The sequence below is a fragment of the Mangrovibrevibacter kandeliae genome, assembly GCF_024519155.1.
Taxonomy (GTDB): Bacteria; Pseudomonadota; Alphaproteobacteria; order Rhizobiales; family Rhizobiaceae; genus Mangrovibrevibacter; species Mangrovibrevibacter kandeliae.
Window position 1 is genome coordinate 637,149 of the sequence record NZ_JANIFJ010000001.1, and the last position, 23,642, is coordinate 660,790.

Consider the following 23,642-nt stretch of genomic DNA (forward strand, 5'->3'; position numbering starts at 1 on the left):
CCGCCCATGTCGACCCGTACCGGGCACGCGGCCCGGGCGGTCGCAGCGGACACGACTGGGATCGGACGGATCGACGGACGGATCACGACCGGCGCGGCGACCATCGCGGCGACGACCGCCGGTCTCCGCCCGATCGACACGACGGACGCGACCGCGACCATCACGGCGGGTCCGACCGGTATGACAGGCGCGACGGCGACGATGCAGCGCGCCGCGAACTGTGCCGGCGAAACCCGCGGTTGGAAGCCTGCCGAACCGACTGGGGCGGCCGTGGAGACATGAGGCGCTGAGTGAAGGACCGGTGGGACCTGCGGCGCGGCGACATCCGTGCCGTCCCATCCGCCGGGGTATCGGTCCCGGCACTTGATCCCGCCAGTACATCCGTGGTCGGGCAAGATGCCGGGTCCGATATTGCTGCGGCACCCTGCGGTACCGGCAGCACTGAGGACAATTAAATACAGCGTGAGTCTTGCGTCAAGCTGATGCGGGGTGGCCGCCCCTGCGTCAGGCGGCTGCGATCGCCTTCAGGATGTCGTCGCTGCTCTGGCCGGTGAGGTCCTTCGCGATCTCGGCCAGGAGTCCCTGCTTGAGCTTCGTGTGATAGTGCTTGCGCAGCTCACCCAGCGTGCGCGGCGCTGCGATGATGATCACGTCCCCGATCTTGCCGGTCATCGCCTGACTGTTCAGCAGCTCGGCGGCGCCTGCGGCGAAGGCATCCTCGTCGACCTGGCGGTCGTCGGGGTTGGCTGCGCTGCTCGAGTGGCCGACGCCGCCGCTCTTGTTGTGGGTGTCGATGGAATGCACCGGCAGTTCCGTCAGGCGCGGATGGCCTTCGTTGCCGGAGTTGCGGAAGAGACTGAGCTTGGCGCCGTCCGCGACCGCGATCGTGGCACCGTTCGGGATCTGCATGTCGGGTTCTCCTTTGCGGGTGGATGCCGGACGCCTGAGATGCCGGCGCCGGCCGTTCGCAGGGTCAACGGCTCCCGCCGGCGATTGGATGCGGCGAGGCCTCGGTGACGGCTTGCAATGATGAGGGTGCCGGGCGAAGTCTCGCCGCCTTGAGTGCCTGCAGGGAGCTTCAGACCGATGTCCGCCGCCGCCCTTGCGGGCTTCCTGCTGGGGCTCAGCCTGATCGTCGCCATCGGTGCGCAGAATGCCTTTGTCCTGAGGCAAGGCCTGGTGCGTCGCCACGTCCTGGCGCTCTGCCTTGTCTGCTCGCTCTCCGACGCGGCGCTGATTGCCGCGGGAGTGGCCGGCCTCGGCGCCTTCATCACCGCGCAGGCCTGGCTGATCCGCCCGATCAGCCTCGCCGGGGCGGGCTTTCTCTACGTCTATGCCGCACTGGCGTTGCGACGCGCGGTCCAGAGCGAGGCTCTCACGGTGGCAAAGCCGGTCGACGTCAGCTTGAACGCGGCCGTCGCGACCTGTCTTGCGCTGACCTTCCTCAACCCGCACGTCTATCTGGATACGGTGGTGCTGCTCGGCAGCCTCTCGGCGCGCTACACCAGCCCCGCAGCGAAGTTCTCTTATGGCGCGGGCGCCACGGCCGCGTCGATCGTCTGGTTCTTCGCGCTCGGCTACGGGGCGCGCCTGCTCGCCCCGCTCTTCGCCAGGCCGGTGGCCTGGCGCATTCTCGACCTCGTCATCGCCGCCGTGATGGGCGGGCTCGCGACGAGCCTCCTAGTCGGTATGCGCTGAAACGGCCATCGACTGCCGCCTGGCCTCGGCCTCCGACTGCTCCCGCTTCGTCCGGCATGCGTCGCCGGCCGCCTGGATCGCCGCGATCCCGATCTTCCCGTAGTTGCGCTGCAGGTCGACCTCCCGATCACGTTCGGTCTTGGAACGGAAGCCCTCGTCGCTCTTCATGGTCTTGTTTCCTCTGGCGTTTGTGTCTCCATAACATCCCGACGATTGGGACGCTTTGGGGGCCGAACCAGCGTCTTGCGCGAACACGTTCATCATCACGGTGTAACGTCGCGTGCCCTCTGGATCGCTTGAGGTCAAAGGTGCCGAAGCGGCATGGTTCCGCCGCATGGAAGAAAAAGTCGTCGCTGCCGAAGGCTGCGTCAATCTGGTGCGGGAGCTGCCGCCGCGATGTGCACGATTGCTCCATTTGAGTTCCGAGGCGTTTGCGGCTAGCCAGCCGGGACCGAGGCGTCGGCGATGCGCAAGGGCAGGGCAGGTCCCTCACGTGCGCCAGGAGAGGGTGATGGACGAGGGATACCGCGGGCTGCGGCTGACCAACACGATGACGCGGCAGAAGGAGGCGTTCCGGCCGCTCGACTGGCAGGATGGCGCTATCGCGGACGCCGACCGGCGCGTGCGCATGTATGTCTGCGGCCCGACCGTCTACGACTATGCCCATATCGGCAATGCCCGGCCGATCGTCGTGTTCGACGTCCTGTTCCGGCTGCTGCGCCATCTCTACGGCGCCGATCGCGTCGTCTATGCCCGCAACATCACCGACGTCGACGACAAGATCAACGAACGCGCCGCGCGCGACTTTCCCGAGCTGGCGCTGAACGAGGCGATCGCCAGGGTGACCGCGGGCACGGCCGAGCAGTTCCACCGGGACATCGCCGCGCTCGGGGCGCTGCCGCCGACCGTCGAGCCGCGCGCGACCGAGCACATCGACGCGATGCGGGCGATGATCGATCGCCTCGTCGCCCGCGGCAACGCCTATGTCGCCGACGATCACGTCCTGTTCCACACGCCGTCGATGCCGGACTACGGCCGGCTGTCGCGGCGCTCGCTCGACGACATGGTCGCCGGCGCCCGGGTGGAGGTCGCGAGCTACAAGAAGGATCCGACCGATTTCGTGCTGTGGAAGCCGTCGCGCGATGGGCAGCCGGGCTGGCCGTCGCCGGCCGGCATCGATGCGCTCGGTCGGCCGGGCTGGCACATCGAGTGCTCGGCGATGAGCGAGGTGCATCTCGGCCCGGTCTTCGACATCCACGGCGGCGGGCTCGACCTCATCTTCCCGCACCACGAGAACGAGATCGCCCAGTCGCGCTGCGCCCATGGCACCGAGGCTATGGCGCAGGTCTGGATGCACAACGGCTTCGTCCAGGTCGAGGGCCGCAAGATGGCGAAGTCGGAGGGCAACTTCGTCACCATCCACGACCTCTTGGAGAGCGAGGTCTTCGGCGGACGCAAGTGGCCGGGCGAGGTCCTGCGTCTCGCCCTCCTCAAGACCCATTACCGCGAGCCGATCGACTTCACGGTGGCAAAGCTCGAGGAGGCGGCGCGCGAACTCGACCGCTGGGCGCGGCTCTCCCCGTCCGGCAGCATCGATCCCGCTCAGGCGGACGCCGCCGTCCTGGAGGCGCTGACCGATGATCTCGCGGTGTCGGAGGCCTTCGCGGCGATCCATCGCGCCTACGACGAGGGCCGCGCCGAGGCCGCGCTCGCGGCGCTGCAACTGCTGGGGCTCGATCCCCGACGCGCAGCGGACGTGGGCGATGACGTCCATCGGCGGATCGACGCGCGGCTCGACCTCATCAAGGCGAAGAACTGGGCGGACGCTGACCGCATCCGCGACGAGCTTGCGGAGGAGGGCATTCTCCTCAAGGACGGCAAGGATCCCGCTACCGGCGAGCGGATCACCACATGGGAGCTGAAGCGGTGAGTGAGACCACACGCGCCTATCCGTCGATCGAGCCCTATCGCTCCGGCCATCTCGCGGTCGGCGATGGCCACGAGATCTACTGGGAGCTCTGCGGCAATCCCAAGGGCAAGCCTGTGGTGTTCCTGCACGGCGGACCGGGCAGCGGTTGCAGCCCGCACCACCGCCGTCTGTTCGACCCGCAGCGCTACAACGTGCTCCTCTTCGATCAGCGCGGCTGCGGCCGCTCGCGCCCGACCGGCGAACTGGAAGGCAACACCACCTGGGACCTCGTCGCCGACATCGAGCGGCTGCGCGCGATGCTGGAAGTCGAGCGCTGGCAGGTGTTCGGCGGCTCCTGGGGCGCGACGCTGGCGCTCGCTTACGCCGAGACGCATCCCGAGCGGGTGACCGAACTGGTGCTGCGCGGCGTGTTCATGGCGCGGCGCTCGGAGATCGACTGGTTCTATCGCGGCGGCGCGGCCAATCTCTTTCCCGACAAGTGGGAGGCCTTCCTCGCGCCGATTCCCGAGGCCGAGCGCGGCGACCTCGTCGCCGCCTATCGCCGCCAGCTGACCGACCCGGACCGGGCCGTGCGTCTGAAGGCGGCGCAGGCCTGGACCGGTTGGGAGGGGCAGACGGTCGCCCTGCGCACCAAGGCGGACCAGCCGGGGACGCCCAGCGTCTCCGACACCACCATCGCCTTCGCCCGGATCGAGAACCACTACTTCGTCCACGACGCCTGGCTGGCGGAGGAGCAGCTCCTGCGCGACGTCGGCCGCATCCGCCACATCCCGGCGGTGATCGTTCAGGGCCGCTATGACGTCGTCACCCCGGCCGTGAACTCCTGGGCGCTCTCGAAGGCATGGCCGGAAGCGGACTATCGGATGGTGGAAGGGGCGGGGCACGCCTTCTCCGAACCGGGGGTCCTGCAAGAGCTGATCGCTGCCACCGACCGGTTCGCCGGCTGAGACCCCACGACGTCACGCGGGCTTCGGCTCACGCCGGTCGATCGCGTAGAGGACGTGTTGCTTCAATGGGTGTCCACCCGGGAGGCCCGGATGGTCGAAGTCGCCGGCCTCGCGCATGCCGAGACGGCGCATCAGACCCCAGGAGGCGGCGTTGGCCGGCGTCGTGAAGGCAACGATCCGCTCGAGCGCCATGATCTCGAGCCCGAAGACAAGGCATGCCTCCGCGGCTTCGCGGGCATAGCCCTTGCCCTGGCAGTCGGTGGTCAGGCGCCAGCCGATCTCCACCGCCGGCGCGAAGGGCAGGTCCAAGGCGACGTGCTTGAGGCCGCAGAGCCCGATCAGCCGTCCGCCCCCGCGCTGCTCAACCGCCCAAAACCCCCAGCCATGGCGGTTGAAGTGCTCGTCGATCCGGTCGAGCATCGCGTCCGATCCCGCGGCAGTCAGTGGCGTGAGGAAGCGCTGGACGGCAGGCTCGCTGTTGATGGCGAAGAAGGGCGCGCGATCATCCGGCCGCCACGGGCGGAGCGTCAGGCGAGGGGTGCAGAGCGTGACGTGCGGCGGTGGCATCTGAAGATCCTCGCGCGTGGCCGCGCCGCGAAATGCGCGTGAGCCATGGCGGCCACTAGAGGCTCCCGGCGCGGGATCGGCAAGCGGCCCGGCAGGGGCCTGTCGAGCGGGGTCTGGCGGCGCTGCGATGGGCAGCTTACGCTGAGTGCGGAACACATGACGGGAGATGACGATGACGCTCGACGACACACCGCTGTGGACCGGCGGCTGCCAGTGCGGCGCGGTCCGCTTTCGCATCCGCGGCGCGCTGAGCGAGCCGTCGATCTGTCACTGCCGGATGTGCCAGAAGGCCTTCGGCAACTACTTCGCCCCGCTGGTGTCGGTTCGCTCGGCCGATCTCGTCTGGACGCGCGCGGAGCCGAAGCGATTCCAGTCGTCGAACCACGTCAGGCGCGGCTTCTGCGCCGAGTGCGGCACGCCGCTGACTTACGAAACGCCCGATGGCCCGGCGCTCGCCCTTGGTGCCTTCGACACGCCGGAAGCATTGCCGCCGGTGATCCAGTTCGGCACGGAGGCGAAGCTCGCTTACGTCGACCGGCTGGCCGCTCTGCCGGCGCGCCCGACCGATCAGGATCCCGACCCGCTGCTGCTGACGCTGGTCTCGTACCAGCACCCGGACCACGACACCGAGGAGTGGCCGCCGCGGGATCGCTGAGGCGCCGTGCTCCTCCGATTCCCAGACGAGGCGCCATTCCTCTCCCGTCGGGAGAGGGCGGCGGCGCAGCGGCCGGGTGAGGATGAGATGCGCAGCGGCCGGGTGAGGGGCGGTTCGCGGGTTGACACGCCCGCTGCCGAAGCGTTCAAGCGCTCTCCCGCGCCCAATCCTGCGCGGCCCTGCAGCGGCGAGTTCTCCGATGTCCACCCCAACCGAAGACAGCGCCGAGGGCTTCGCCTTCGCGGCGGGCTCCTATGCGATCTGGGGCGCGGTCTTTCCGCTCTACATGAAGCTGCTCGACCGGGTGCCGGCGCCGGAGATCGTATCCCACCGCATCCTCTGGGCCGTCCCGTTCGCCGCGCTCATCCTGCTCGTCGCGGGCAAGCTGGGGGACGCCCTCCGGCTGTTCCGCTCGCCGCGCCGGGTGGCGCTCGCCGCGCTGACGGCCACGCTGATCACCCTGAACTGGGGCGTCTACGTCTACGCCATCGTTTCCAATCAGGGCCTGGAGGCGGCGCTCGGCTATTACATCAATCCGCTGCTGAACGTCGTCATCGCCGCCGTCTTCCTGCGCGAGCGGCCGTCGCGCCTGCAATGGGTGGCCGTCGGCCTCGCGACGCTGGCGGTGATCATGCTCACGGTGAAGGCGGGCGGCCTGCCCTGGATCTCGCTCGTCCTGGCGCTGACCTTCGGCAGCTACGGCCTTTTGCGCAAGCTGCTCCCGGTCGGCGCGACCGAAGGGTTCTTCGTCGAGGTGGTGCTGCTGTCCGTCCCGGCCGGGCTCTACGTCCTCTGGCTCGGCACTGCCGGCAACGGCCACTTCCTCGGCGAAACCAGCCGCACCGCGCTGCTCGTCGGCGCCGGCCCGCTGACCGCGGTGCCGCTGATCCTGTTCGCCGCCGGCGCCCGCCGCCTGTCCTTCTCGACGCTCGGCATCCTGCAATATCTGGTGCCGACGCTCCTGTTCGTGATGGCGGTGTTCGTCTTCGGCGAGCCGTTCTCGGCCTGGCAGCTCGCGGCCTTCGCGCTGATCTGGACCGGCGTCGGCTTCTACATCTGGTCGCTGCTCGCGCTGCGCCGCGAGCGGCGCCGGGCGGCCTTGCGACCTTTACCGTCCTGAAGGTGGCGCCCCGAGAAGCACGCGGAGCGCGCGCTACAGCTTCTCGATCACCCGTTCGTCGCCCTCGGCGGGCGGCGGCGGCGCCGCCTTGAGGATCGCCGGCACGATCTCCTCGGCGCGCTCGATCACCAGCGGCCGCACCTGATGCGCGGTGTGGATGAAGCCTTCGCCGTGCATGTGATCGAGGAGGCCGGCGAGCGGTCGCCAGAAGCCGCCGACGTCGGCGATCGCGATCGGCTTGCGATGCCGGCCGAGCTGCCCCCAGGTCATGATCTCGATCAGCTCCTCCAGCGTGCCGATGCCGCCCGGCAGCGCAACGAAGGCGTCCGCGCGCTCGAACATGATGTGCTTTCGCTCGTGCATGTCCTCGGTGATGATCAGCTCGTCGAGCCGCTGCAGCTCGCGCTCGGTCGCCTCCTTGGCCATCAGGAAGCGCGGGATGATACCGGTGACCGATCCGCCCGCCGCCTTGACCGCGTCGGACACCGCGCCCATCAGCCCCTTGGTGCCGCCGCCATAGACGAGCCGGATGCCGGCCTCGCCCATCGCCGTGCCGAGGATCTCGGCGGCCTTGAGGTAGTCGGGGTGACGCCCGGGCGAAGAGCCGCAATAGACGCAGATCGAGCGAATCGTGTTCATCGCCGGAACCTCGGCTGTGCGCGCGGCGCGGTCAAGGCAAAACGGCTGGGACGGCCCAGGATCTCGGGCGACTGGAGAAGCGACGATGACAGATGATGGACAGGGTGCGCTGGTGCTGTTTTCCGGTGGCCAGGATTCGACGACCTGCCTCGCCTGGGCGCTCCAGCGCTTCGACCGCGTCGAGACGCTCGGCTTCGACTACGGGCAGCGCCACCGGGTCGAGCTTCAGGCGCGGCAGGTCGTGCTCGGCCGGTTGCGCGAGGAGTTTCCGGCGTGGAGCGCGCGGCTCGGCGAGGACACGCTGCTCGATCTTTCCGTGCTCGGCCAGGTCAGCGCCACCGCGCTGACGCAGGACGTCGCCATCGCCATGCAGGCGAACGGCCTGCCGAACACCTTCGTGCCCGGCCGCAACCTCCTGTTCCTGACCTTCGCCGCGACGCTCGCCTACCGACGCGGCCTGAAGCATCTCGTCACCGGCGTCTGCGAGACGGACTTCTCCGGCTATCCCGACTGCCGCGACGACACCATGAAGGCCCTGCAGGCGACGCTCAACCTCGGCATGGAGACGCGGCTCGTCATCGACACGCCGCTGATGTGGATCGACAAGGCCGAGACCTGGCGGATGGCCGAGCAGTTGGGCGGAGCGGCACTGGTCGACCTGATCCGTGAGGCGACGCACACGTGCTACCTCGGCGACCGCGCGCACCGGCACGACTGGGGCTACGGCTGCGGCGCCTGCCCGGCCTGCGCGCTGAGGGCCGAAGGCTATCGGCGTTTCGCCGCCGAGCCGGCGGGCTGACCGAAGCTCACAGGATGCCGGGGAAGGCCGCGTCGATCTCCCGCAGGCGCGCCTCGCGCCATGCCGCGTCACGCCCGGACCGCGGCGTCGCAAGCTCGACCGACCCGCGCAGCCGAGCCGGCCGCTCGGTCAAGAAGAGGATGCGGTCGGCGAGCTCCACCGCCTCGCGCAGATTGTGGGTCACCATCAGCGCCGTCGTCGGGCGGGCCGCCCAGACCTCAGCCAGGAGAACCCGGAGCCGTCCGGCCGTCATCTCGTCGAGCGAGACGAAGGGTTCGTCGAGAAGGAGGACGTCCGGCTCGACTGCGAAGGCCCGCGCCAGCGCCGCGCGGCGGGCAAGGCCGAGCGAGAGCTCGCCCGGATAGCGGGTGCGGTGGTCCGCAAGGCCGAGCGTGTCGAACAGGGGCCCGAGCTCGGCGCCGATGCGATCCGGGGGCAACGCCAGCCGGACGTTCTCCTCGACGCTCCGCCAGGGCAGGAGCCGCGGCTCCTGGAAGACCGCCGCAACACGCGCATCCGGCCGCGGCAGGACGACATGGCCGGCATAGTCGGCGTCGAGGCCGAGGATGATCCGCAACGTCGTCGTCTTGCCGCTGCCCGAGGGGCCGATCAGGGCCGTGAAGCTGCCGGCCGCCGCCGTGAAGGCGAGCGCGTCGATTGCCGTCAGCCGGGTGCCGTCGGCGGCGCGATAGACCTTGCTGTCGATGCGGACGTCAAGCGGGCCGGAGGCGCCAGCGCGTGGCACGGGCTTCGAGGGGTTGGACAAGCAGGAACTCGATCAGAAGCATGATGCCGACGAAGGCGAGGGTATAGGCAAGGATGCCGGCCACGTCGAAGAGCTGGAAGTAGAGGTTGATCTGGAAGCCGACGCCGTTGGAGCGGCCGAGCAGTTCGACCACCAGCGCGATCTTCCAGAGGAGCGCGAGGCCGGATCGCGACGCGGCGGCGACATAGGGCTGCAGCTGCGGCAGGACGACGTGGCGCAGCATCTTCATCCGGCCGAAGCGGTAGACACGCGCCATCTCCGACAGGGCGGGGTCGAGCGCGCGGGCGCCCTCGCGCAGCGTGACGATGACGTTCGGGATCTTGTTGACGGCGATCGCGCCGATCGCAGCCGCCTCGTTCAGCCCGAACCAGATGTAGGCGAGCACCACGATCACCAGCGCCGGGACGTTGAGAAACAGGATCAGCCACGGGTCGAAGATCCGATCGGCGGTGCGGTTGAGGCCGAGCGCGATGCCGGCGGCGGAGCCGACGGTCATGGCGACGGCGAAGGCGAGGCCGACGCGCATCAGCGTCATGGCGAGATGGAACGGCAGCTCGCCGCTGCGCAGGTCGGCGAGCGCGACCTCGAGCACCGCCGACGGCGGCGGCAACACGCGGCTGTGCGCGATCGCCGCCGCCGCCCACCACACCAGAACCAGTGCGGCGAGCGACAGGAGCGTCAGCGGCGCAGAAGATCCATGCCGCTGCTGTCGCGAGCGGGGCATCACGAGCGGCACCCGATCGCCTCAGCTGCCGTTGTCGAGGCCGGACCAGTAGGTGCCCGGGGCGAGCGTTTCGCCCTTGCCGACCAGTCGCTCGCCGCCGATCTTGCGCAGGATCGCGTAGAGCCGGTCGGCGTCGGCCGTCTCCTCGCCGATCGGCCGCTCCGGAATACCCTCGCGATAGCGATCGCGCATCACCGCCAGCGTCCTGTCGTTGTCGGGCTTCACCAGCGGCGCCAGCGCATCCCACTCCGCGTCCGACGTCTTCAGCAGCGCCTTGGTTTCGCGCGAAGCCGCGACGAAGCCGCGCGCAAGGTCCGGATGCTCCTTTGCCCAGCCCTCGTGGAACACATAGCCGATGGCCGCCACCGGACCGGTGGTACCGAGCGCCTCGGCGGCATCCTCGCCGCTGATCAGCGTGCGGTAGCCCTCGGCCTCCAGCCGCGCCGCGTAGTTCCAGAAGTCGAGCACCGCGTCGAGCTCGCCCTGCCGGATCTTCTCCGCGAGAAGCGGTGGCGCGCCGTAGACGACGTCCGCCTCGCGCGACAGATCGAGCCCGGTCTCGCGCTTGGCGAGCGCCTGGATCAGCAGCCAGTTCTTGTCGAGCGGGCCGCCGGCGACGCCGATCCGCTTCCCCTTGAGGTCGGCCAGCGTCTTCACGGCGCCGTCGGGCGGCACCATGATCGAGCCGACGGAGGTCGAATAGGGGGCGAAGGTGAGGTCTGAGCCCTCCGAGCGCTGTCGCGAGACCCAGAGCCAGTCGGTGACGATGACGTCGACCGCGCCGGCCTGGAGCGCCACCGCCGTCGCGTCCTCGCCGGCGAAGGGCACGATATCCACGTCGATGCCGTGCTTCTCGTCGAGCCCGGCGCGCTTCATCGCGTCGAGCTCCCAGTTGACCGTGCCGAATTTCAGAACACCCACCCGGATGGTGGTGTCGGCGGCACCGGCTGAAGGCGGTGACGCCATCGTCGTGACGGCCGCGACGAGAGCGGCCAAAAGCAGGCGCATCATGACGATCCTCCCTGAACGTCATGCCGTGCCCACCGCGAGAAGCTTATGCTCTTCCGTCGCCGGCGTCACCTCGTCAGGCAGACGAACGAACGGGCGCCGTCACCCGCCCCGGGCGTCGATCGCCTCGGCGACCTCGTCGGCGAGCTTGAGCGTGCGCACGATCAGGGGAACGGCGAGCGCGAGAATGGAGCGATCGCGGCCCCGGGCGCGCTGCGCCTCGCGCACCTCCTCGGCGACCACGGCGAGCACCGGGATGAAGCGCAGCGTGAGGGCGATCGCGAGGCCGAACTTGCGCGGGTCGGCGCCGAGCATGCCGAGCGGTCTGAGGGCCCGCTCGAGCGCGGCGACGAGATCGGCGCTGCGCGTCGTCAACGTCACGAGCGCCGCGGCGAGAATCAGCACGACGAAGCGCAGGACGAGAACGGTGGCTTCGGAGAGGTCTGCGAGCCAGAGTTGGCTGAGGAACAAGACGAGGAGAATTCCCGCGGCCGGCCGCAGCTGGCGCAGCACGAGGCGCGGCGGAACGCGGGCGAGCGCGTGGAGGGCGATGACCAGCGCGAGCGCCGCGGCGAGCGGCACGATCCGCTCGACCAGGAAGAGGACCGTGCCGAAGACCGGCAGGGCCGCGGCCTTCAGCCCGGCTGGAAGGCGATGCAGCGGGCTCCGTCCCGGCAGATACAGACTGCCGATCATGCAAGGAGCGCGCGGTAGCGCTCGATCACCGTCGCCGGCGCGCCGTCGGCGACGAGACGCCCTTCGTCGAAGAGCAGGACACGGTCGAAGCCGGCGAGGAGATCGAGATCATGCGTCACCATCACCACCCGCTCCGACAGGGCATCGATCGCGGCCATCAGCCGCCGGGTGTTGCGCAGGTCGAGCAGCGTCGTCGGCTCGTCGAGGACGAGGATCGACGGGCGCATGATGAGCACACCGGCCAACGCGACCAGCTGCCGCTCGCCGCCGCTGAGCTCGTGGACCAGGCGATCCTCGGCTCCGGCGAGGCCGTAGCGTTCGAGGATTAGCCGGATGCGCCGGGCTTCCTCGGCCTTTTCAAGCTTCAGCGGTTTGAGGCCGAAGGCGAGGTCCTCGCCGACCGTCGGATAGACGATCTGGCTGTCGGGGTTCTGGAAGACGAAACCGACGCGCCGCCGCACCGCCTTGGCGTCCTTGACCGTGTCGAGCCCGTCGACGGTGACGCGCCCCCCGGTCGGCGCCAGCAGGCCGTTGAGCAGCCGCGCGAAGCTGCTCTTGCCCGAGCCGTTGGCGCCGATGACGCCGATGCGCCGCTCGGTCAGGCAGAGGTCGAGGCGAGCGAGAACCGGCCGGCCGCCGCGCTCGAGCGCGACCGTCTCCATGACGATGGCTGAGGCGGGATCGCTCGGCTCGATGAGTGTGCCTGCGCTCGACAGGGTCAGCGGCGTCCGAGGGCCGCGGCCGGCTGGATCATCGGATAGGCCCGCCGCACCGTGACGATGACGGCTGCAGCGATGCCGGCCTTGATCACGTCGCCGGGAATGAAGGCGGCGGAGGCGAGGAAGGCGCGGCCGAGCGGGATGCCGGCGACCATTGCCACCCAGTTGAGGCCGATCAGGTAGAGCACCAGGATCCCGCCGACGACGCTGAACAGAAAGGCGAGCACGAAGGTGAGGCGGCTCCAGAAGCGCTCGGTCAGGAAGCCGACCGTGAGGGCGGTGAAGACCCAGCCGACGAGGAAGCCGGCCGTGGGTCCGGCAAAGACGCCGATCCCGCCGCGCCCGCCCGACAGGAGCGGCAGGCCGACCGCGACGAGCACCAGGAAAAGCAGCGTCGAAAGCGTGCCGCGCTTGGCGCCGAGAACGCCGCCCGCCAGCATCGGTCCGAGCGACTGCGCCGTGATCGGCACGGCGAGTACGGGGATCGTCAGCGGGGGGAAGATGCCGAGCATCGCCGTCAGCGCGGCGAACAGGGCGATGTGGACGATGTCCCGGGTGGTCATACGCTCGACACTCCAGATCGGGAACGGCGCCCTATTCGGCGCGCTCGAGGCTCTCGGCGATGTAGATGTCGCGCAGCCGCCGCGCGACCGGGCCGGGCTGGCCGCCGCCGACGCGCGCGCCGTCGATCTCGATCACCGGGGTGACGAAGGCGGACGCGGAAGTCACGAACGCTTCCTTGGCGGCCTTCGCCTCCTCGATCGTGAAGGCGCGCTCTTCGACACGCATCCCGGCCTCCGCAGCATATTTCAGGACGGCTGCGCGGGTGATGCCGTGGAGGATCGACTGAGACAGCGCCCGGGTCACGATGACGTCGTCCTCGGTCACGATGTAGGCGTTGTTGGACGAGCCCTCGGTGACGAAGCCGTCCTCGACCATCCAGGCGTCGTCCGCCTCGCGGCGCTTGGCCTCCATCTTGGCGATCGAGGGGTAGAGGAGCTGCACGGTCTTGATGTCGCGCCGCGCCCAGCGCAGGTCGGGCACCGAGACGACCTTCAAGCCACGGGTCGCGGAGGCGCTCTGCAGCACCGGTTTGGCCTGGGTGAACAGGACGAGCGAGGGGCGGGTGCCCTCGGGCGGGAAGGCGAAGTCGCGGTCGGCGGCGCCGCGCGTCACCTGCATGTAGATCATGCCCTCGTCGACGGCGTTGCGCGCCACCAGCTCGCGGTGAATGACGAGCAGTTCCTCGTCGGTCGCGGGCGAGGTCAGTTCGAGTTCGCCGAGCGAACGGCGCAGCCGCTTCATGTGGCCGGAGAAGTCGATCAGCTTGCCGCCGACCACGGAGGTGACCTCGTAGACGCCGTCGGCGAAGAGGAAGCCGCGGTCGAAGATCGAGATCTTGGCGTCGCCTTCCGGCAGGTACTGCCCGTTGACGTAGACGGTGCGGCTCATGGCTCAGCCCTCGCATGCGCCGGGGCTTCGATGATCGCAGCGTTCCGGCCCTTCGGCGCGAGCACTAGCGCGTTCGACCGCTCGCAATCAACAGCCGCGGCTACGCGGGCGGCGCGCGCGCTGGTTCACGTCCCCAACTCCGCAGTCGCCGGTCCTTCGCCTCGCGGGGAGAGGAGTGGCCGTGTCTGGCAAGACTACAGCGAGCCGGCACGCGACGCCCGATGCACGTCATTGCCGGAGGGAGAAGCCATTTTTGTTTGTGGGAGACACCGGCAGGCAATGAGGAGGCGACGCAGCCGCAGACACACGGCCGTCTTGCCGACCGTGCGCCGGCTGGCTCAGCTCCGCGTCACCGTAACGGCCTCTGCCGAGCGCCGGCGCGGACCGTGCCAGACGGCCTCGATGTTGTTGCCGTCGGGATCGAGCAGGAAGGCGGCGTAGTAGCCGGGATGATAGTCGCGCGGCCCCGGCGCACCGTTGTCGCGCCCGCCTGCGGCGAGTCCTGCGGCGTGGAAGGCGGAGACTTGTGCTTCACTCCCTGCCTGGAAGGCGAGGTGGATGCGGCTTGGCGTCGGGCCGGCATCAAGGAAGAACTCGTCGCAGAAGGCGTGGTCGCCCTCGACCGTAAGGTCGCGGCCGAGCGCGGCGAGGATCGCGGCGTAGAAGCGGCTCGCCGCTGCGAAGTCCCGGCAGCGAACGTGGATGTGGTCGATCAGCCGGCCGAGATGTTCGTGATCCACACAGGCCTCCTGCGCTGCTTTCCGCCGGTCACCGCCCGGCCGGAGGCGCCGTTTCCAGCACAGCGGCCGCGTCGGCTCAGCCCCGGTCGGCCGCCTGCGCAGGCGGCCGGCGGGCGTGTCAGTCGCGGCTTGCACCCGGCCCCGGCGTCGCGCCGGGCGGCACCTTGCCGATGATGATCATGCCGAGCACCTCGTCCTTCGTCACGTCCGAGGTCATCGCGCTGCCGACCACCTGGCCGTTCTTCATCACCACCACGCGGTCGGCGAGGTCGAACACGTCGTGGATGTCGTGGCTGATCAGGAAGATGCCGATGCCGTCGGCCTTCAGCTGCTTGATCAGCTCGCCGACCTGCGCGGTCTCCTGCGGGCCGAGCGCGGCGGTCGGCTCGTCCATGATCAGGATGCGGGCGTTGAAGAGGATCGCACGGGCGATCGCCACCGACTGCCGCTGGCCACCGGAGAGCGCCTTCACCGGCTCCTTGAAGCGGCGGAAGTTCGGATTGAGGCGGCCCATCACCTTGCGCGCCTCGGCCTCCATCGCCGCATCGTCGAGCGTGCCCCAGGCGGTCATGATCTCGCGCCCGAGGAAGAGGTTGGCCGCGGCGTCCACGTTGTCCGCCAGCGCCAGCGTCTGGTAGATCGTCTCGATGCCATAGGCCTTGGCGTCGCGTGGGTTGGTGATCGTGGCCGTCTCGCCCTTCACCCGGATCTCGCCGTTGTCGCGCTTGTAGGCGCCCGACAGGATCTTGATCAGCGTCGACTTGCCGGCGCCGTTGTGGCCGAGCAGGGCGACGACCTCGCCGGGATAAAGGTCGATCGAGGCCCCGTCGACGGCGTGGATGCCGCCGAAGGAGATCGAGATGTCCTGCATCTCGACCAGCGCCGGACCGGAGCGGTCGACCACCGAGGCATGGCCCGGGCCGTGATCGGCGATTTCCGCCATCGATGCTTCGGTCATGCGGCCCTCCTGCGGTAGACGGTGTCGAGCCAGACGGCGACCACCAGGACGGCGCCGACGACGATGTTCTGCAGCGGCGTGTCGAGGCCGAGCAGCACCATGCCCGACTGCAGGCTCTGCATCACCAGTGCGCCGAGCATGGCGCCGGCAATGGTGCCGGCGCCACCGGCGAGCGAGGTGCCGCCGATGACCGCCGCGGCGATGGTGTAGAGCTCGTCGAGCGTGCCCTGGGCGTTGGTCGCCGAGGAGAGGCGCGCGGTCGAGATCGCCGCGCCCACGGCGGCGAGCATGCCCATCAGCATGAACACCATCATGGTGACGCGGCGGGTGTTGACGCCGGCGAGCTCGGCGGCCTCAGGATTGCCGCCGATGGCAAAGACGTAGCGGCCGAAGCGGGTGCGCCGCGCGACGAAGGTCATCGCGATGCCGACGCCGATGAAGAGGAGCACCGGCACCGCCCAGCCGAAGGCGATGTCGAGGCCACCCTCGGGGATGGTGATGCCGTTCGCCTGGGCGTAACGGCGGGCGAGGGGACCCGGCAGCATATAGGCGTTGACGACCATCGTGGCGCCGATGATGGCGACGGCGGAGACGACGAGCGTCGTCACCTCGGCCCAGACCGGCTTCACCGGAAATTGGAAGCGCTGGCGCTGCCGGCGCGCGTTCCAGGCGCCGAACAGCACCACCACGAGCGCGACGGCGGCGAAGATCCAGCTCCAGGTCTCGCCGATCGAGCCGTCGCTGCCGCCGCCGAGGAGCTTGAAGTTGTCGTCGGTGAGCGGGATCGTCTTGCCCGAGGCGACCCACCAGGCCGCGCCGCGCCAGATCAGGAGGCCGCCGAGCGTGACGATGAAGGCGGGCACGCCGAGATAGGCGATGATGAAGCCCTGCAGCCCGCCGATCAGGAGGCCGCAGACGAGGCCGACGATCAGCGTCAGGATCCAGACGGCCGGGTTGTTGAAGCCGAGCATCGGCGTGAGATACTGGGTCTGCGCGACCGCCATCACCATGCCGGTGACGCCGAGGATCGAGCCGACCGACAGGTCGATGTTGCGGGTGACGATGACGAGCACCATGCCGGTCGCCATCACGCCGACCGAGGCGGTCTGCACCGACAGGTTCCACAGGTTGCGCGGCGTCAGGAAGTTGCCGTTCGACAGGACGTGGAAGCCGATCCAGATCACCAGCAGCGCGCCGATCATGCCGAGCATGCGCGTGTCGATCTCGGTGGCGCGCAGGGCGCGCTTGAAGCCGCTCTCGCCCTTCACCGTCTTGGTGCGGACCGGCGCTTCGGAGGTCATTTCAGTCATGGCCGCCTCCCTGGCGGGTCTTTCGGTGCGGGTCGGGCGCTCCCGTCCGCTCCTCGTTGCCGCACGCAGGGTGGCGAGCGGAAATGGCCCCGGCCGGTCGAGGCTCGTCTTGCACATGGCCGCTGCGCAGCGGCCATTTGGAAACGGCGCGGGCGGCCGCGCGGGATGCGCGGCCGCCCGTGTTCTCCTGCGTCAGTTGCAGGCCGAAACCTTGCCGGCCTCGACGCCCTGGCAGACGACGTCCTTCTTCACCCAGCCCGCGTCGATGACGGTGCCGAGGTTGTCCTTGGTGATCGCCACCGGGGTCAGGAAGATCGACTCGAGCGACTGGCCGCTCGGGCTGTCCCAGGTCTTGGCGCCCTCGACCTGATCCATCGTCTTGCCGTCGGCGAGCTGCAGCGCGATCTCGGCGGCGCGCTTGCCGAGCTCGCGCGAGTCCTTCCAGACCGACACGGTCTGCGTGCCCTTGGCGATCCGGTTCAGCGCGGCGAAGTCGGCGTCCTGGCCGGACACCGGCACCGTTCCGGCCAGACCCTGCGCCTCGAGCGCCGCGATCGCGCCGCCGGCGGTGCCGTCGTTGGAGGCGACGACCGCGTCGACCTCGTTGTTGTTGGCGGTCAGGATCTGCTCCATGTTCCGCTGCGCGTTGGCAGGAAGCCAGCCATCGGTGTAGGCCTCGCCGACATTCTTGATCTTGCCGGAATCGATGGCGTCCTTGAGGATCTCCATCTGGCCCGAGAACAGGAAGTCCGCGTTCGGATCGGCCGAGGAGCCCTTGATGAAGGCGTAGTTGCCTTCCGGCTGGGCCTTCATCACCTCACGCGCCTGGATGCGGCCGACTTCCTTGTTGTCGAAGGTGATGTAGAAGGCGTCCTTGTTGTCGATGAGGCGGTCGTAGCCGATCACCGGGATGCCGTTGTTGACGGCGGTCTGCACCGCCGGGCCGATGGCCGTCGAGTCCTGCGCCAGGATGATGAGAGCGTCGGCGCCCTGGTTGATCAGCGCCTCGACGTCGGTCAGCTGCTTGGCGGCGGACGACTGGGCGTCGGCCGAGATGTACTTGGCGCCGGCGGCCTCGAGGGCCTTCTTGATCGCCGCTTCGTCGGTCTTCCAGCGCTCTTCCTGGAAGTTCGACCAGGACACGCCGACCACCTTGCCGTCCTGCGCCTGCACGGCGCCGATCATGGCGAGCGAAAACACCGCGCCCGCAAGCGCAGTCTTCAGAACGTTCATCGCAAATCCTCCCAGAGGCAGCGCCTCGATAAAATGGATCCGAACTCTCCCATCCGGACGAGGAGACTTATTCCAAGCCTCGGAAAAAATCGTGACAGGTTCTCCGATCCGTGTCAACGTGGCTGCAAATGGCGTCGCGGCCTGTGGGAGCGGGCAACGCGCGGCGTGGGAGGAACGACATGCTGTCCAAGGCCGATGCCGAGGCTGTGCGGGCACAGAACCGGCGTCTCGTCATCGATCATTTCCGCCACCAGCCCGTGTCGACGCGCCGGCGCATGAGCGCCGTCACCGGTCTGTCGCTGTCGGCGGCGTCATCGATCGCGAGCGATCTGGTGCGGGTCGGGATCCTGTCGGAGAGCGAGCCGGTCGATCGCCAGCGCAGCCGCGGCCGGCCCGAGGTGGGGCTGCACCTGCGCGGCGCGGCCGCGAGTGTCGCCGTGCTGAAGATCAGCGTCGGCGAGATCGCCGTCAGCCTCGCCGACTACCAGGGGCAGGTGCTGGCCGCGCTGCGCCGCGACGTCGACTTGTCGGCGCTGTCGGCCGACGCCTTCGTGGCACTCGCCCGGTCCGTGCTGTCGGACGGGCTGGAGACGCTGTCGCCGCAGCATGGCCCTTTGCGGCAGGTCGTCGCCACCGTCCAGGGCGTCACCGACGGCGCGGAGCGGCGGATCATCTGGTCGCCGATCCTCAAGCCCAGGGGCATCGATCTCGCCACCCCGCTCGAGGCGCTGACCGGCGCCCGCGTGCGGGTGCTCAACGACTGCGGGGTGATGCCGGAGCGGTTCCGATGGGGCAACGAAATCGGGTCGCCCGATTTCGCGGTGCTGTTCATCGGCTTCGGCGTCGGCATGGGCCTGCGCCTGTCCGGCCGCACCTTTCGCGGCGCCCAGTCCTCGGCGGTCGAGTTCGGGCATCTGAACCACATTCCCGGCGGCGATCTCTGCCGCTGCGGCAACCGCGGCTGCATCGAGGCCTACGCCGGCGACTATGCGATCTGGCGCGCGGCCAAGGGCGCCTCACCCTCGCTGTTCGAGAAGCGCGTGCCGGACGCGGCGATGAAGGACCTCGCCGACGCCGCGCGCGAGGGCGAGACGGCGGCCGTCCTTGCCTTCGAGCGGGCGGGCGAGGCGATCGGCTACGGCCTCGGCCGGCTGTTCACGCTGATGGATCCGCTGCCGGTGGTCTTTATCGGCTCCGGCGCGGAGGCGATGGACCTCCTGGAGGTCTCGATCCGCCGGGCGATCAAGGCGAGCGCCATCGACGGCATCGGCGCCGACACGCCGTTCGTCGTGATGTCCGACGTCGACAAGGTGACGCTGGAAGCCTCCACGACGCTGGCGCTCGCCGCGCTCGACGAGGCCTTCTCGACCGCCGCGAGCGGACCCGTCGAGGAGGCGGCCGAATGAGACGTTTCATCCCGACCTTCGCGCTGTTCCTCAGCTTCGCGTCATCGGCGGGCGCGCAGGACGACGTGCCCTGGAGCGAGCATGCGGTTCGCGGCCACATCGATCAGTCCCGCCTGCACGGCACGCTGTCCGGCGAGGATCTGAGAGCCTTCGCGCTGCAGGGGCGGGCGCTGTTCGACGCGCGCTTCACCGTCAACGATGGAGCGGGACGGCCGTTCGCCACGATGGCCATCGTCCCGACGGAGCGGAAGCGCCCGGTCGAGTTCCCGTTCCAGCGGCTGGCCGGACCGGACGCCAATGCCTGCTCCTCCTGCCACAACGAGCCGGTCAGCGGCGGGGCCGGCGGCTTCGTGGTCAATGCCTTCGTCACCGAAGGCTTCGAGAGCGCCGACTTCGACAGCCTCGACCCGCAGTTCTCGAACGAGCGCGGCACCGTCCATCTCTTCGGCTCCGGGCTGATCGAACTCCTGGCGCGGGAAATGTCCGCCGATCTCGCCGGCATCCGTGCGGCCGCCCTGCGGGAGGCGCGCGCCGGCGGCGCGCCGGTGACGCGGCCCCTGTCGAGCAAGGGCGTCGCCTTCGGCAGCATCACCGCCCTGCCGGACGGTTCGGTCGACCTGGCAAAGCTCGACGGCGTCGACGACGATCTCGTCGTGCGCCCCTTCACGCAGAAGGGCGTGATGACCTCGCTGCGCCAGTTCACCGACAACGCGCTCAACCAGCATCACGGGATGCAGGCGGACGAGCGCTTCGGCGGGCGCTGGACCGGCACCAGCGACCACGACCGCGACGGCAAGCCGGACGAGATCGAGGAGGGCGACGTGTCCGCCCTCGTCGCCTTCCAAGCGACGCTGCCGCCGCCCCGGCAGCAGGTCCCGGACGATGCGCGCTGGCAGGCCGCGGCGCTGCGGGGCGAGGCGGTCTTCGCAGAGGCCGGCTGCACCGGCTGCCATAAGCCGGCGCTGCCGCTCGACAGCCTCGCCTTCCAGGATCCCGGCCCGGTGGACATGGCCGGGACGCTCCGGCGCGGCGACGTCGCCGAGCCGCCGACGCTCGATCTCGCCAGCCTCGACTGGGCGAAGAGCCTGCCGCGCGACGCCGAGGGCCGCGTGCTCGTGCCGCTGTTCGGCGATCTCAAGCGCCACCGCATCGCCGACCAGCGCGTCGCCGCGCTCGGCAACGAGACGCTGGCGCAGCGCTTCGTCGAGCGCGACGTGTTCATGACCGCCGAACTGTGGGGCGTCGCGGACACGGCGCCCTACGGCCATCGCGGCGACCTGACGACGCTGGACGAGGTGATCCGGGCGCATGGCGGCGACGCGGCGGACAGCGCCAAGGCCTATGCGGCGCTTCCTGACGACGACCGCTCGGCCCTGATCGCCTGGCTGAAGACGCTGAGGATCGAGCCATGAGACACCGCGCCGCCGTGCTCCTGCTGCTCCTCCTGCTCGCGCCCGCCGCCGCTCGGGCCGAGGATGCGGCGCCTGCCGATTTCCCGATGGACACGCCGAACTTCCATGAGGAGGCGGTCGCGGCCGGCATCGACCACCAGTACACCGGCCCGTGGGAGTTCTTCGTCGGCGGCGGCGCCGCGAGCTTCGACTGCAACGGCGATCGGCTGCCCGACGTGTTCCTTGCCGGCGGCAAGTCGCCGGCGACGCTCTACGTCAACGCGAGCGCGATCGGCGGACCGCTGCGCTTTGCCGCAAAAGCCATCGACGTCGAGGCGCGCGACCTCGTGGACGTCACCGGTGCCTATCCGCTCGACATCGACGGCGACGGCTGGAAGGACCTCGTGCTCCTGCGCGTCGGGCGCAATCTGCTGCTCAAGGGCGGACCCGGATGCAGCTTCACCAAGGCCAACACGCTCTGGAACTACGAGGGCGGGCGGGCCTGGACGACGGCCTTCTCGGCGATCTTCGAGGCCGGCAAGCGCTTTCCGACGCTCGCCTTCGGCAACTATGTCGATCGGGCCGCGCCCGGTTCGCCCTGGGGCACCTGCGCCGACAACGACCTCCTGCGCCCGAAGGAGGGCGGGACGCCGGACTATGGCGAGACGACCGCGCTTCGGCCGGGCTTCTGCGCCCTCTCCATGCTGTTCACCGACTGGAACAAGTCAGGGCAGTGGGCGCTGCGCGTCGCCAACGACCGGCAGTATTACCGCGGCGGCGAGGAGCAGCTCTGGCGGCTGGATCCCGGAGAGGCGCCGCGACCCTATCGCAAGGCCGATGGCTGGCAACATCTGACGATCTGGGGCATGGGCATCGCCGAGGGCGACATCGACGGCGACGGCTATCCGGAATACGCCTTGACCTCGATGGGCGACACCAAGCTGCAGTTCCTCGACCGGGAGTTCGAGGACGAGCCGACCTATCGCGACGAAGCCTATCAGCGCGGCGCGACGGCGCACCGCCCTTACGTCCACGACGAGGGCCGACCGTCCACCGGCTGGCATTCGGAGTTCGCCGACTTCAACAATGACGGCGCGCTCGACCTCTTCATCGCCAAGGGCAATGTCGAGGCGATGCCGGATTTTGCCTCCTACGACCCCGACAACCTCCTGATGGGCCGCTTCGACGGTCACTTCGTCGAGCGCGGCGAGGCAGCGGGCATCGCCCTGCCGACCAAGGGGCGGGGCGCGGTCGTCGCCGACTTCAACATGGACGGCGCGCTCGACCTTCTCGTCGTCAACCGCGGCCAGCCGGCGAGCCTGTTCCGCAATCTCGGCGCGGCGACCGACTGGGGCCACCGTCCGCTCGGCAACTTCATCGAGATCGCGGTGTCGCAGAAGGGCCCCAACCCGGATGCGATCGGCGCGCGGGTCAACGTCAAGATCGGCACGCGCACCCTCAACCGCACCATTCATGTCGGCGGCGGGCACGCATCGGGCGAGGCCGGCTTCGTGCATGTCGGCGTCGGCACGGCCGAGCGGGCGGAGATCCGCATCCAGTGGCCGGACGGCGACTGGAGCCATCCCTACCGGGTCTTTGCCAACAATTTCGTGCTGATCGAGCGGGACAAGCCGCAGGCGCGCTACTGGTATCCGGCTCAGCCCGAAACGCAGCCTCCCGGGCAGCCGGCGGCCGCGCTGACGACGGGCGAGCGGCAGTCGGCGGCGGAGGGCGCGACGGCCGTGGCCGCCGAAGGAAGCAGGCGCGAGGGAGCGCAGGTGCAATGAGCGAGGCGCAGTTCCCGACCCTGTCCGACGTCGCCCGCGAGGCCGGCGTCAGTCTCGCCACCGTCGACCGCGCGATCAACGGCCGCGCCGGGGTTTCGGCGCTGACGCGGGCGCGCATCGACGCCGCGATCGAACGGCTCGGCTTCCAGCGCAATCACAGCGCGGCGGCGCTGGCCAAGGGCGGCAACGCGGCGCTGCGGCTCGGCGTCGTCCTGCCGCGCGGCGAGAACCCGTTCATGCGCCAACTGGCCGCAGCGGCGCACAAGGCGGCCGGCCAGTTCCGCCAGCGCCGCGTCGCCGTCGAGGTCGTGGAGGCGGACGTCTTCTCGCCGCGGCTCCTCTCCGAAAGCCTCCTCGACCTGCCCGGCCGCTTCGACGGCCTGGCGATGGTCGGCTTCGACCATCCGCTGGTGCGCGAGGCGGTGAACACCGTGAGCGAAGCCGGCCTGCCGGTCGTGACGCTGGTGTCCGACGTGCCGGATTCGCGGCGCCTGCGCTATGTCGGCATCGACAACAAGGCCGCCGGCCGGGTCGCCGGCTCGCTGATGGCCCGCTTCATTCCACCCGGTCACCAGAGCATCGCGGTGCTCGTCGGCTCGCTCGGCCTCAGCGACCATCTCGACCGCCTCACCGGCTTCCAGCAGGTGCTGTCCGAGCGGTTCCCGCACGTCGCCATCGTCTCGCTGGTGGAGGGGCGCGACGACGTGGAGGCGACGCGGGAGGTGGTCGCGGGGCTTGTCTCGGAGCGCAACGACATCGTCGGGATCTACAACGCAGGCGCCGCCAATACCGGCGTCGCGGCCGCACTCGGAGAAGGGTTCCGGCGGCCGATCGTCATCGGCCACGAGCTGACCGACGAAACCCGGCCGCTGCTCCTGTCCGGCAAGCTGGACGCGCTGATCGCGCAGAGCCCGGGGCACGAAGCGCGTTCGGCATTGCGGATCCTCGTCTCGGCCCTCGGCACGGCGCCGCTGTTCGAGGACGAGGAAGACATCAGGATCGAAATTCTTCTTGCCGACAACCTGCCGCGTCCACCGCCACCGCTTGCTGCGCAGGGCGATGATGAGGTACGTACCTCATAGGCAGATTGTCCAGTT

The 23,642-nt window shown here is 69.6% G+C and carries 26 protein-coding genes; 11 read left to right on the forward strand and 15 right to left on the reverse strand.

Going from position 1 to position 23,642, the window contains the following annotated elements; translation table 11 throughout:
* Positions 1–6 precede the first annotated feature (6 nt).
* Positions 7–282 (forward strand): hypothetical protein, encoded by a 276-nt coding sequence (locus tag NPA30_RS03035; protein ID WP_256800857.1) that lies wholly within the window; start codon positions 7–9, stop codon positions 280–282.
* Between the two features lie 222 nt (positions 283–504).
* Here NPA30_RS03035 and NPA30_RS03040 read toward each other — a convergent pair whose 3' ends face one another.
* Positions 505–909 (reverse strand): host attachment family protein, encoded by a 405-nt coding sequence (locus tag NPA30_RS03040; RefSeq protein WP_256800858.1) that lies wholly within the window; start codon positions 907–909, stop codon positions 505–507.
* Positions 910–1,086: 177 nt separating this feature from the next.
* Here NPA30_RS03040 and NPA30_RS03045 point away from each other — a divergent pair, with 177 nt between their 5' ends.
* Entirely contained in the window at positions 1,087–1,698 is a 612-nt protein-coding gene (locus NPA30_RS03045; protein ID WP_256800859.1) for a LysE/ArgO family amino acid transporter, read from the forward strand.
* Here NPA30_RS03045 and NPA30_RS03050 read toward each other — a convergent pair.
* Positions 1,681–1,866 carry a hypothetical protein gene (locus NPA30_RS03050; protein WP_256800860.1) on the reverse strand — a complete coding sequence of 62 codons (186 nt, stop codon included), beginning with the start codon at positions 1,864–1,866 and terminating at the stop codon, positions 1,681–1,683. The genes NPA30_RS03045 and NPA30_RS03050 overlap by 18 nt on opposite strands.
* Positions 1,867–2,209: 343 nt before the next feature.
* On the opposite strand from NPA30_RS03050, the gene cysS reads away from it, so the two are divergent.
* Both cysS and pip read left to right on the forward strand, forming a co-directional pair.
* Positions 2,210–3,628: a cysteine--tRNA ligase gene (gene cysS, locus NPA30_RS03055; protein WP_256800862.1), complete on the forward strand. Its 1,419-nt coding sequence runs from the start codon at positions 2,210–2,212 to the stop codon at positions 3,626–3,628.
* On the forward strand, positions 3,625–4,575 hold the full coding sequence (gene pip, locus NPA30_RS03060; protein ID WP_372338731.1) for a prolyl aminopeptidase: 951 nt from the start codon (positions 3,625–3,627) through the stop codon (positions 4,573–4,575). The genes cysS and pip overlap by 4 nt, the downstream gene beginning before the upstream one ends.
* 12 nt (positions 4,576–4,587) lie before the next feature.
* Here the strand turns inward: pip and NPA30_RS03065 are convergent, their stop codons facing one another.
* Complete coding sequence (locus NPA30_RS03065) at positions 4,588–5,142, reverse strand: GNAT family N-acetyltransferase (RefSeq protein WP_256800864.1); 555 nt, start codon at positions 5,140–5,142, stop codon at positions 4,588–4,590.
* Between the two features lie 172 nt (positions 5,143–5,314).
* Between NPA30_RS03065 and NPA30_RS03070 the strand changes: the two genes are divergently transcribed.
* Together NPA30_RS03070 and rarD are read left to right on the forward strand one after the other, a co-directional pair.
* Positions 5,315–5,797 carry a GFA family protein gene (locus NPA30_RS03070; protein WP_256800865.1) on the forward strand — a complete coding sequence of 161 codons (483 nt, stop codon included), beginning with the start codon at positions 5,315–5,317 and terminating at the stop codon, positions 5,795–5,797.
* A gap of 199 nt (positions 5,798–5,996) precedes the next feature.
* Complete coding sequence (rarD, locus tag NPA30_RS03075; protein ID WP_256800866.1) at positions 5,997–6,917, forward strand: EamA family transporter RarD; 921 nt, start codon at positions 5,997–5,999, stop codon at positions 6,915–6,917.
* A gap of 33 nt (positions 6,918–6,950) precedes the next feature.
* Here rarD and NPA30_RS03080 read toward each other — a convergent pair whose 3' ends face one another.
* Positions 6,951–7,556 (reverse strand): LOG family protein, encoded by a 606-nt coding sequence (locus NPA30_RS03080; protein ID WP_256800868.1) that lies wholly within the window; start codon positions 7,554–7,556, stop codon positions 6,951–6,953.
* Positions 7,557–7,641: 85 nt separating this feature from the next.
* Between NPA30_RS03080 and queC the strand changes: the two genes are divergently transcribed.
* Positions 7,642–8,355 (forward strand): 7-cyano-7-deazaguanine synthase QueC, encoded by a 714-nt coding sequence (gene queC / locus NPA30_RS03085; protein ID WP_256800871.1) that lies wholly within the window; start codon positions 7,642–7,644, stop codon positions 8,353–8,355.
* Between the two features lie 7 nt (positions 8,356–8,362).
* Here queC and NPA30_RS03090 read toward each other — a convergent pair whose 3' ends face one another.
* From NPA30_RS03090 to xylF, 11 genes are all read right to left on the reverse strand, one after another.
* Positions 8,363–9,121, reverse strand: coding sequence for an ABC transporter ATP-binding protein (locus NPA30_RS03090; RefSeq protein WP_256800873.1), 759 nt, complete (start codon positions 9,119–9,121; stop codon positions 8,363–8,365).
* The gene (locus tag NPA30_RS03095) at positions 9,069–9,845 is read right to left on the reverse strand and encodes an ABC transporter permease (protein ID WP_256800875.1); all 777 of its coding nucleotides are present in this window, start codon (positions 9,843–9,845) and stop codon (positions 9,069–9,071) included. Before NPA30_RS03095 ends, NPA30_RS03090 begins: the two co-directional genes overlap by 53 nt.
* A gap of 21 nt (positions 9,846–9,866) precedes the next feature.
* On the reverse strand, positions 9,867–10,856 hold the full coding sequence (locus NPA30_RS03100) for an ABC transporter substrate-binding protein (protein WP_256800876.1): 990 nt from the start codon (positions 10,854–10,856) through the stop codon (positions 9,867–9,869).
* A gap of 99 nt (positions 10,857–10,955) precedes the next feature.
* A complete protein-coding gene (locus tag NPA30_RS03105) occupies positions 10,956–11,549 on the reverse strand; it encodes an energy-coupling factor transporter transmembrane component T family protein (RefSeq protein ID WP_256800877.1) in 594 nt (197 codons plus the stop codon).
* Complete coding sequence (locus tag NPA30_RS03110; protein WP_256800880.1) at positions 11,546–12,211, reverse strand: energy-coupling factor ABC transporter ATP-binding protein; 666 nt, start codon at positions 12,209–12,211, stop codon at positions 11,546–11,548. The genes NPA30_RS03105 and NPA30_RS03110 overlap by 4 nt, the downstream gene beginning before the upstream one ends.
* A 56-nt stretch (positions 12,212–12,267) precedes the next feature.
* Complete coding sequence (locus NPA30_RS03115; RefSeq protein WP_256800881.1) at positions 12,268–12,831, reverse strand: biotin transporter BioY; 564 nt, start codon at positions 12,829–12,831, stop codon at positions 12,268–12,270.
* A 31-nt stretch (positions 12,832–12,862) separates the two neighbouring features.
* Positions 12,863–13,720, reverse strand: coding sequence for a D-amino-acid transaminase (locus NPA30_RS03120; protein WP_256800882.1), 858 nt, complete (start codon positions 13,718–13,720; stop codon positions 12,863–12,865).
* 338 nt (positions 13,721–14,058) lie between these two features.
* A complete protein-coding gene (locus NPA30_RS03125; protein WP_256800883.1) occupies positions 14,059–14,460 on the reverse strand; it encodes a VOC family protein in 402 nt (133 codons plus the stop codon).
* A gap of 118 nt (positions 14,461–14,578) precedes the next feature.
* On the reverse strand, positions 14,579–15,331 hold the full coding sequence (locus NPA30_RS03130; protein ID WP_256801549.1) for an ATP-binding cassette domain-containing protein: 753 nt from the start codon (positions 15,329–15,331) through the stop codon (positions 14,579–14,581).
* An 83-nt stretch (positions 15,332–15,414) separates the two neighbouring features.
* On the reverse strand, positions 15,415–16,728 hold the full coding sequence (locus tag NPA30_RS03135; protein WP_256800884.1) for a sugar ABC transporter permease: 1,314 nt from the start codon (positions 16,726–16,728) through the stop codon (positions 15,415–15,417).
* Positions 16,729–16,920: 192 nt separating this feature from the next.
* On the reverse strand, positions 16,921–17,913 hold the full coding sequence (gene xylF, locus NPA30_RS03140; protein ID WP_256801550.1) for a D-xylose ABC transporter substrate-binding protein: 993 nt from the start codon (positions 17,911–17,913) through the stop codon (positions 16,921–16,923).
* Positions 17,914–18,140: 227 nt separating this feature from the next.
* Between xylF and NPA30_RS03145 the strand changes: the two genes are divergently transcribed.
* From NPA30_RS03145 to NPA30_RS03160, 4 genes are read left to right on the forward strand one after another with little or no spacing between them, the layout of a single operon-like run.
* Positions 18,141–19,367 carry an ROK family protein gene (locus NPA30_RS03145; RefSeq protein ID WP_256800885.1) on the forward strand — a complete coding sequence of 409 codons (1,227 nt, stop codon included), beginning with the start codon at positions 18,141–18,143 and terminating at the stop codon, positions 19,365–19,367.
* Positions 19,364–20,779 (forward strand): di-heme oxidoredictase family protein, encoded by a 1,416-nt coding sequence (locus NPA30_RS03150; RefSeq protein ID WP_256800886.1) that lies wholly within the window; start codon positions 19,364–19,366, stop codon positions 20,777–20,779. Before NPA30_RS03145 ends, NPA30_RS03150 begins: the two co-directional genes overlap by 4 nt.
* The gene (locus tag NPA30_RS03155) at positions 20,776–22,545 is read left to right on the forward strand and encodes a CRTAC1 family protein (RefSeq protein WP_256800888.1); all 1,770 of its coding nucleotides are present in this window, start codon (positions 20,776–20,778) and stop codon (positions 22,543–22,545) included. The genes NPA30_RS03150 and NPA30_RS03155 overlap by 4 nt, the downstream gene beginning before the upstream one ends.
* Entirely contained in the window at positions 22,542–23,627 is a 1,086-nt protein-coding gene (locus NPA30_RS03160) for a LacI family DNA-binding transcriptional regulator (protein ID WP_256800889.1), read from the forward strand. The genes NPA30_RS03155 and NPA30_RS03160 overlap by 4 nt, the downstream gene beginning before the upstream one ends.
* Positions 23,628–23,642: the final 15 nt, after the last annotated feature.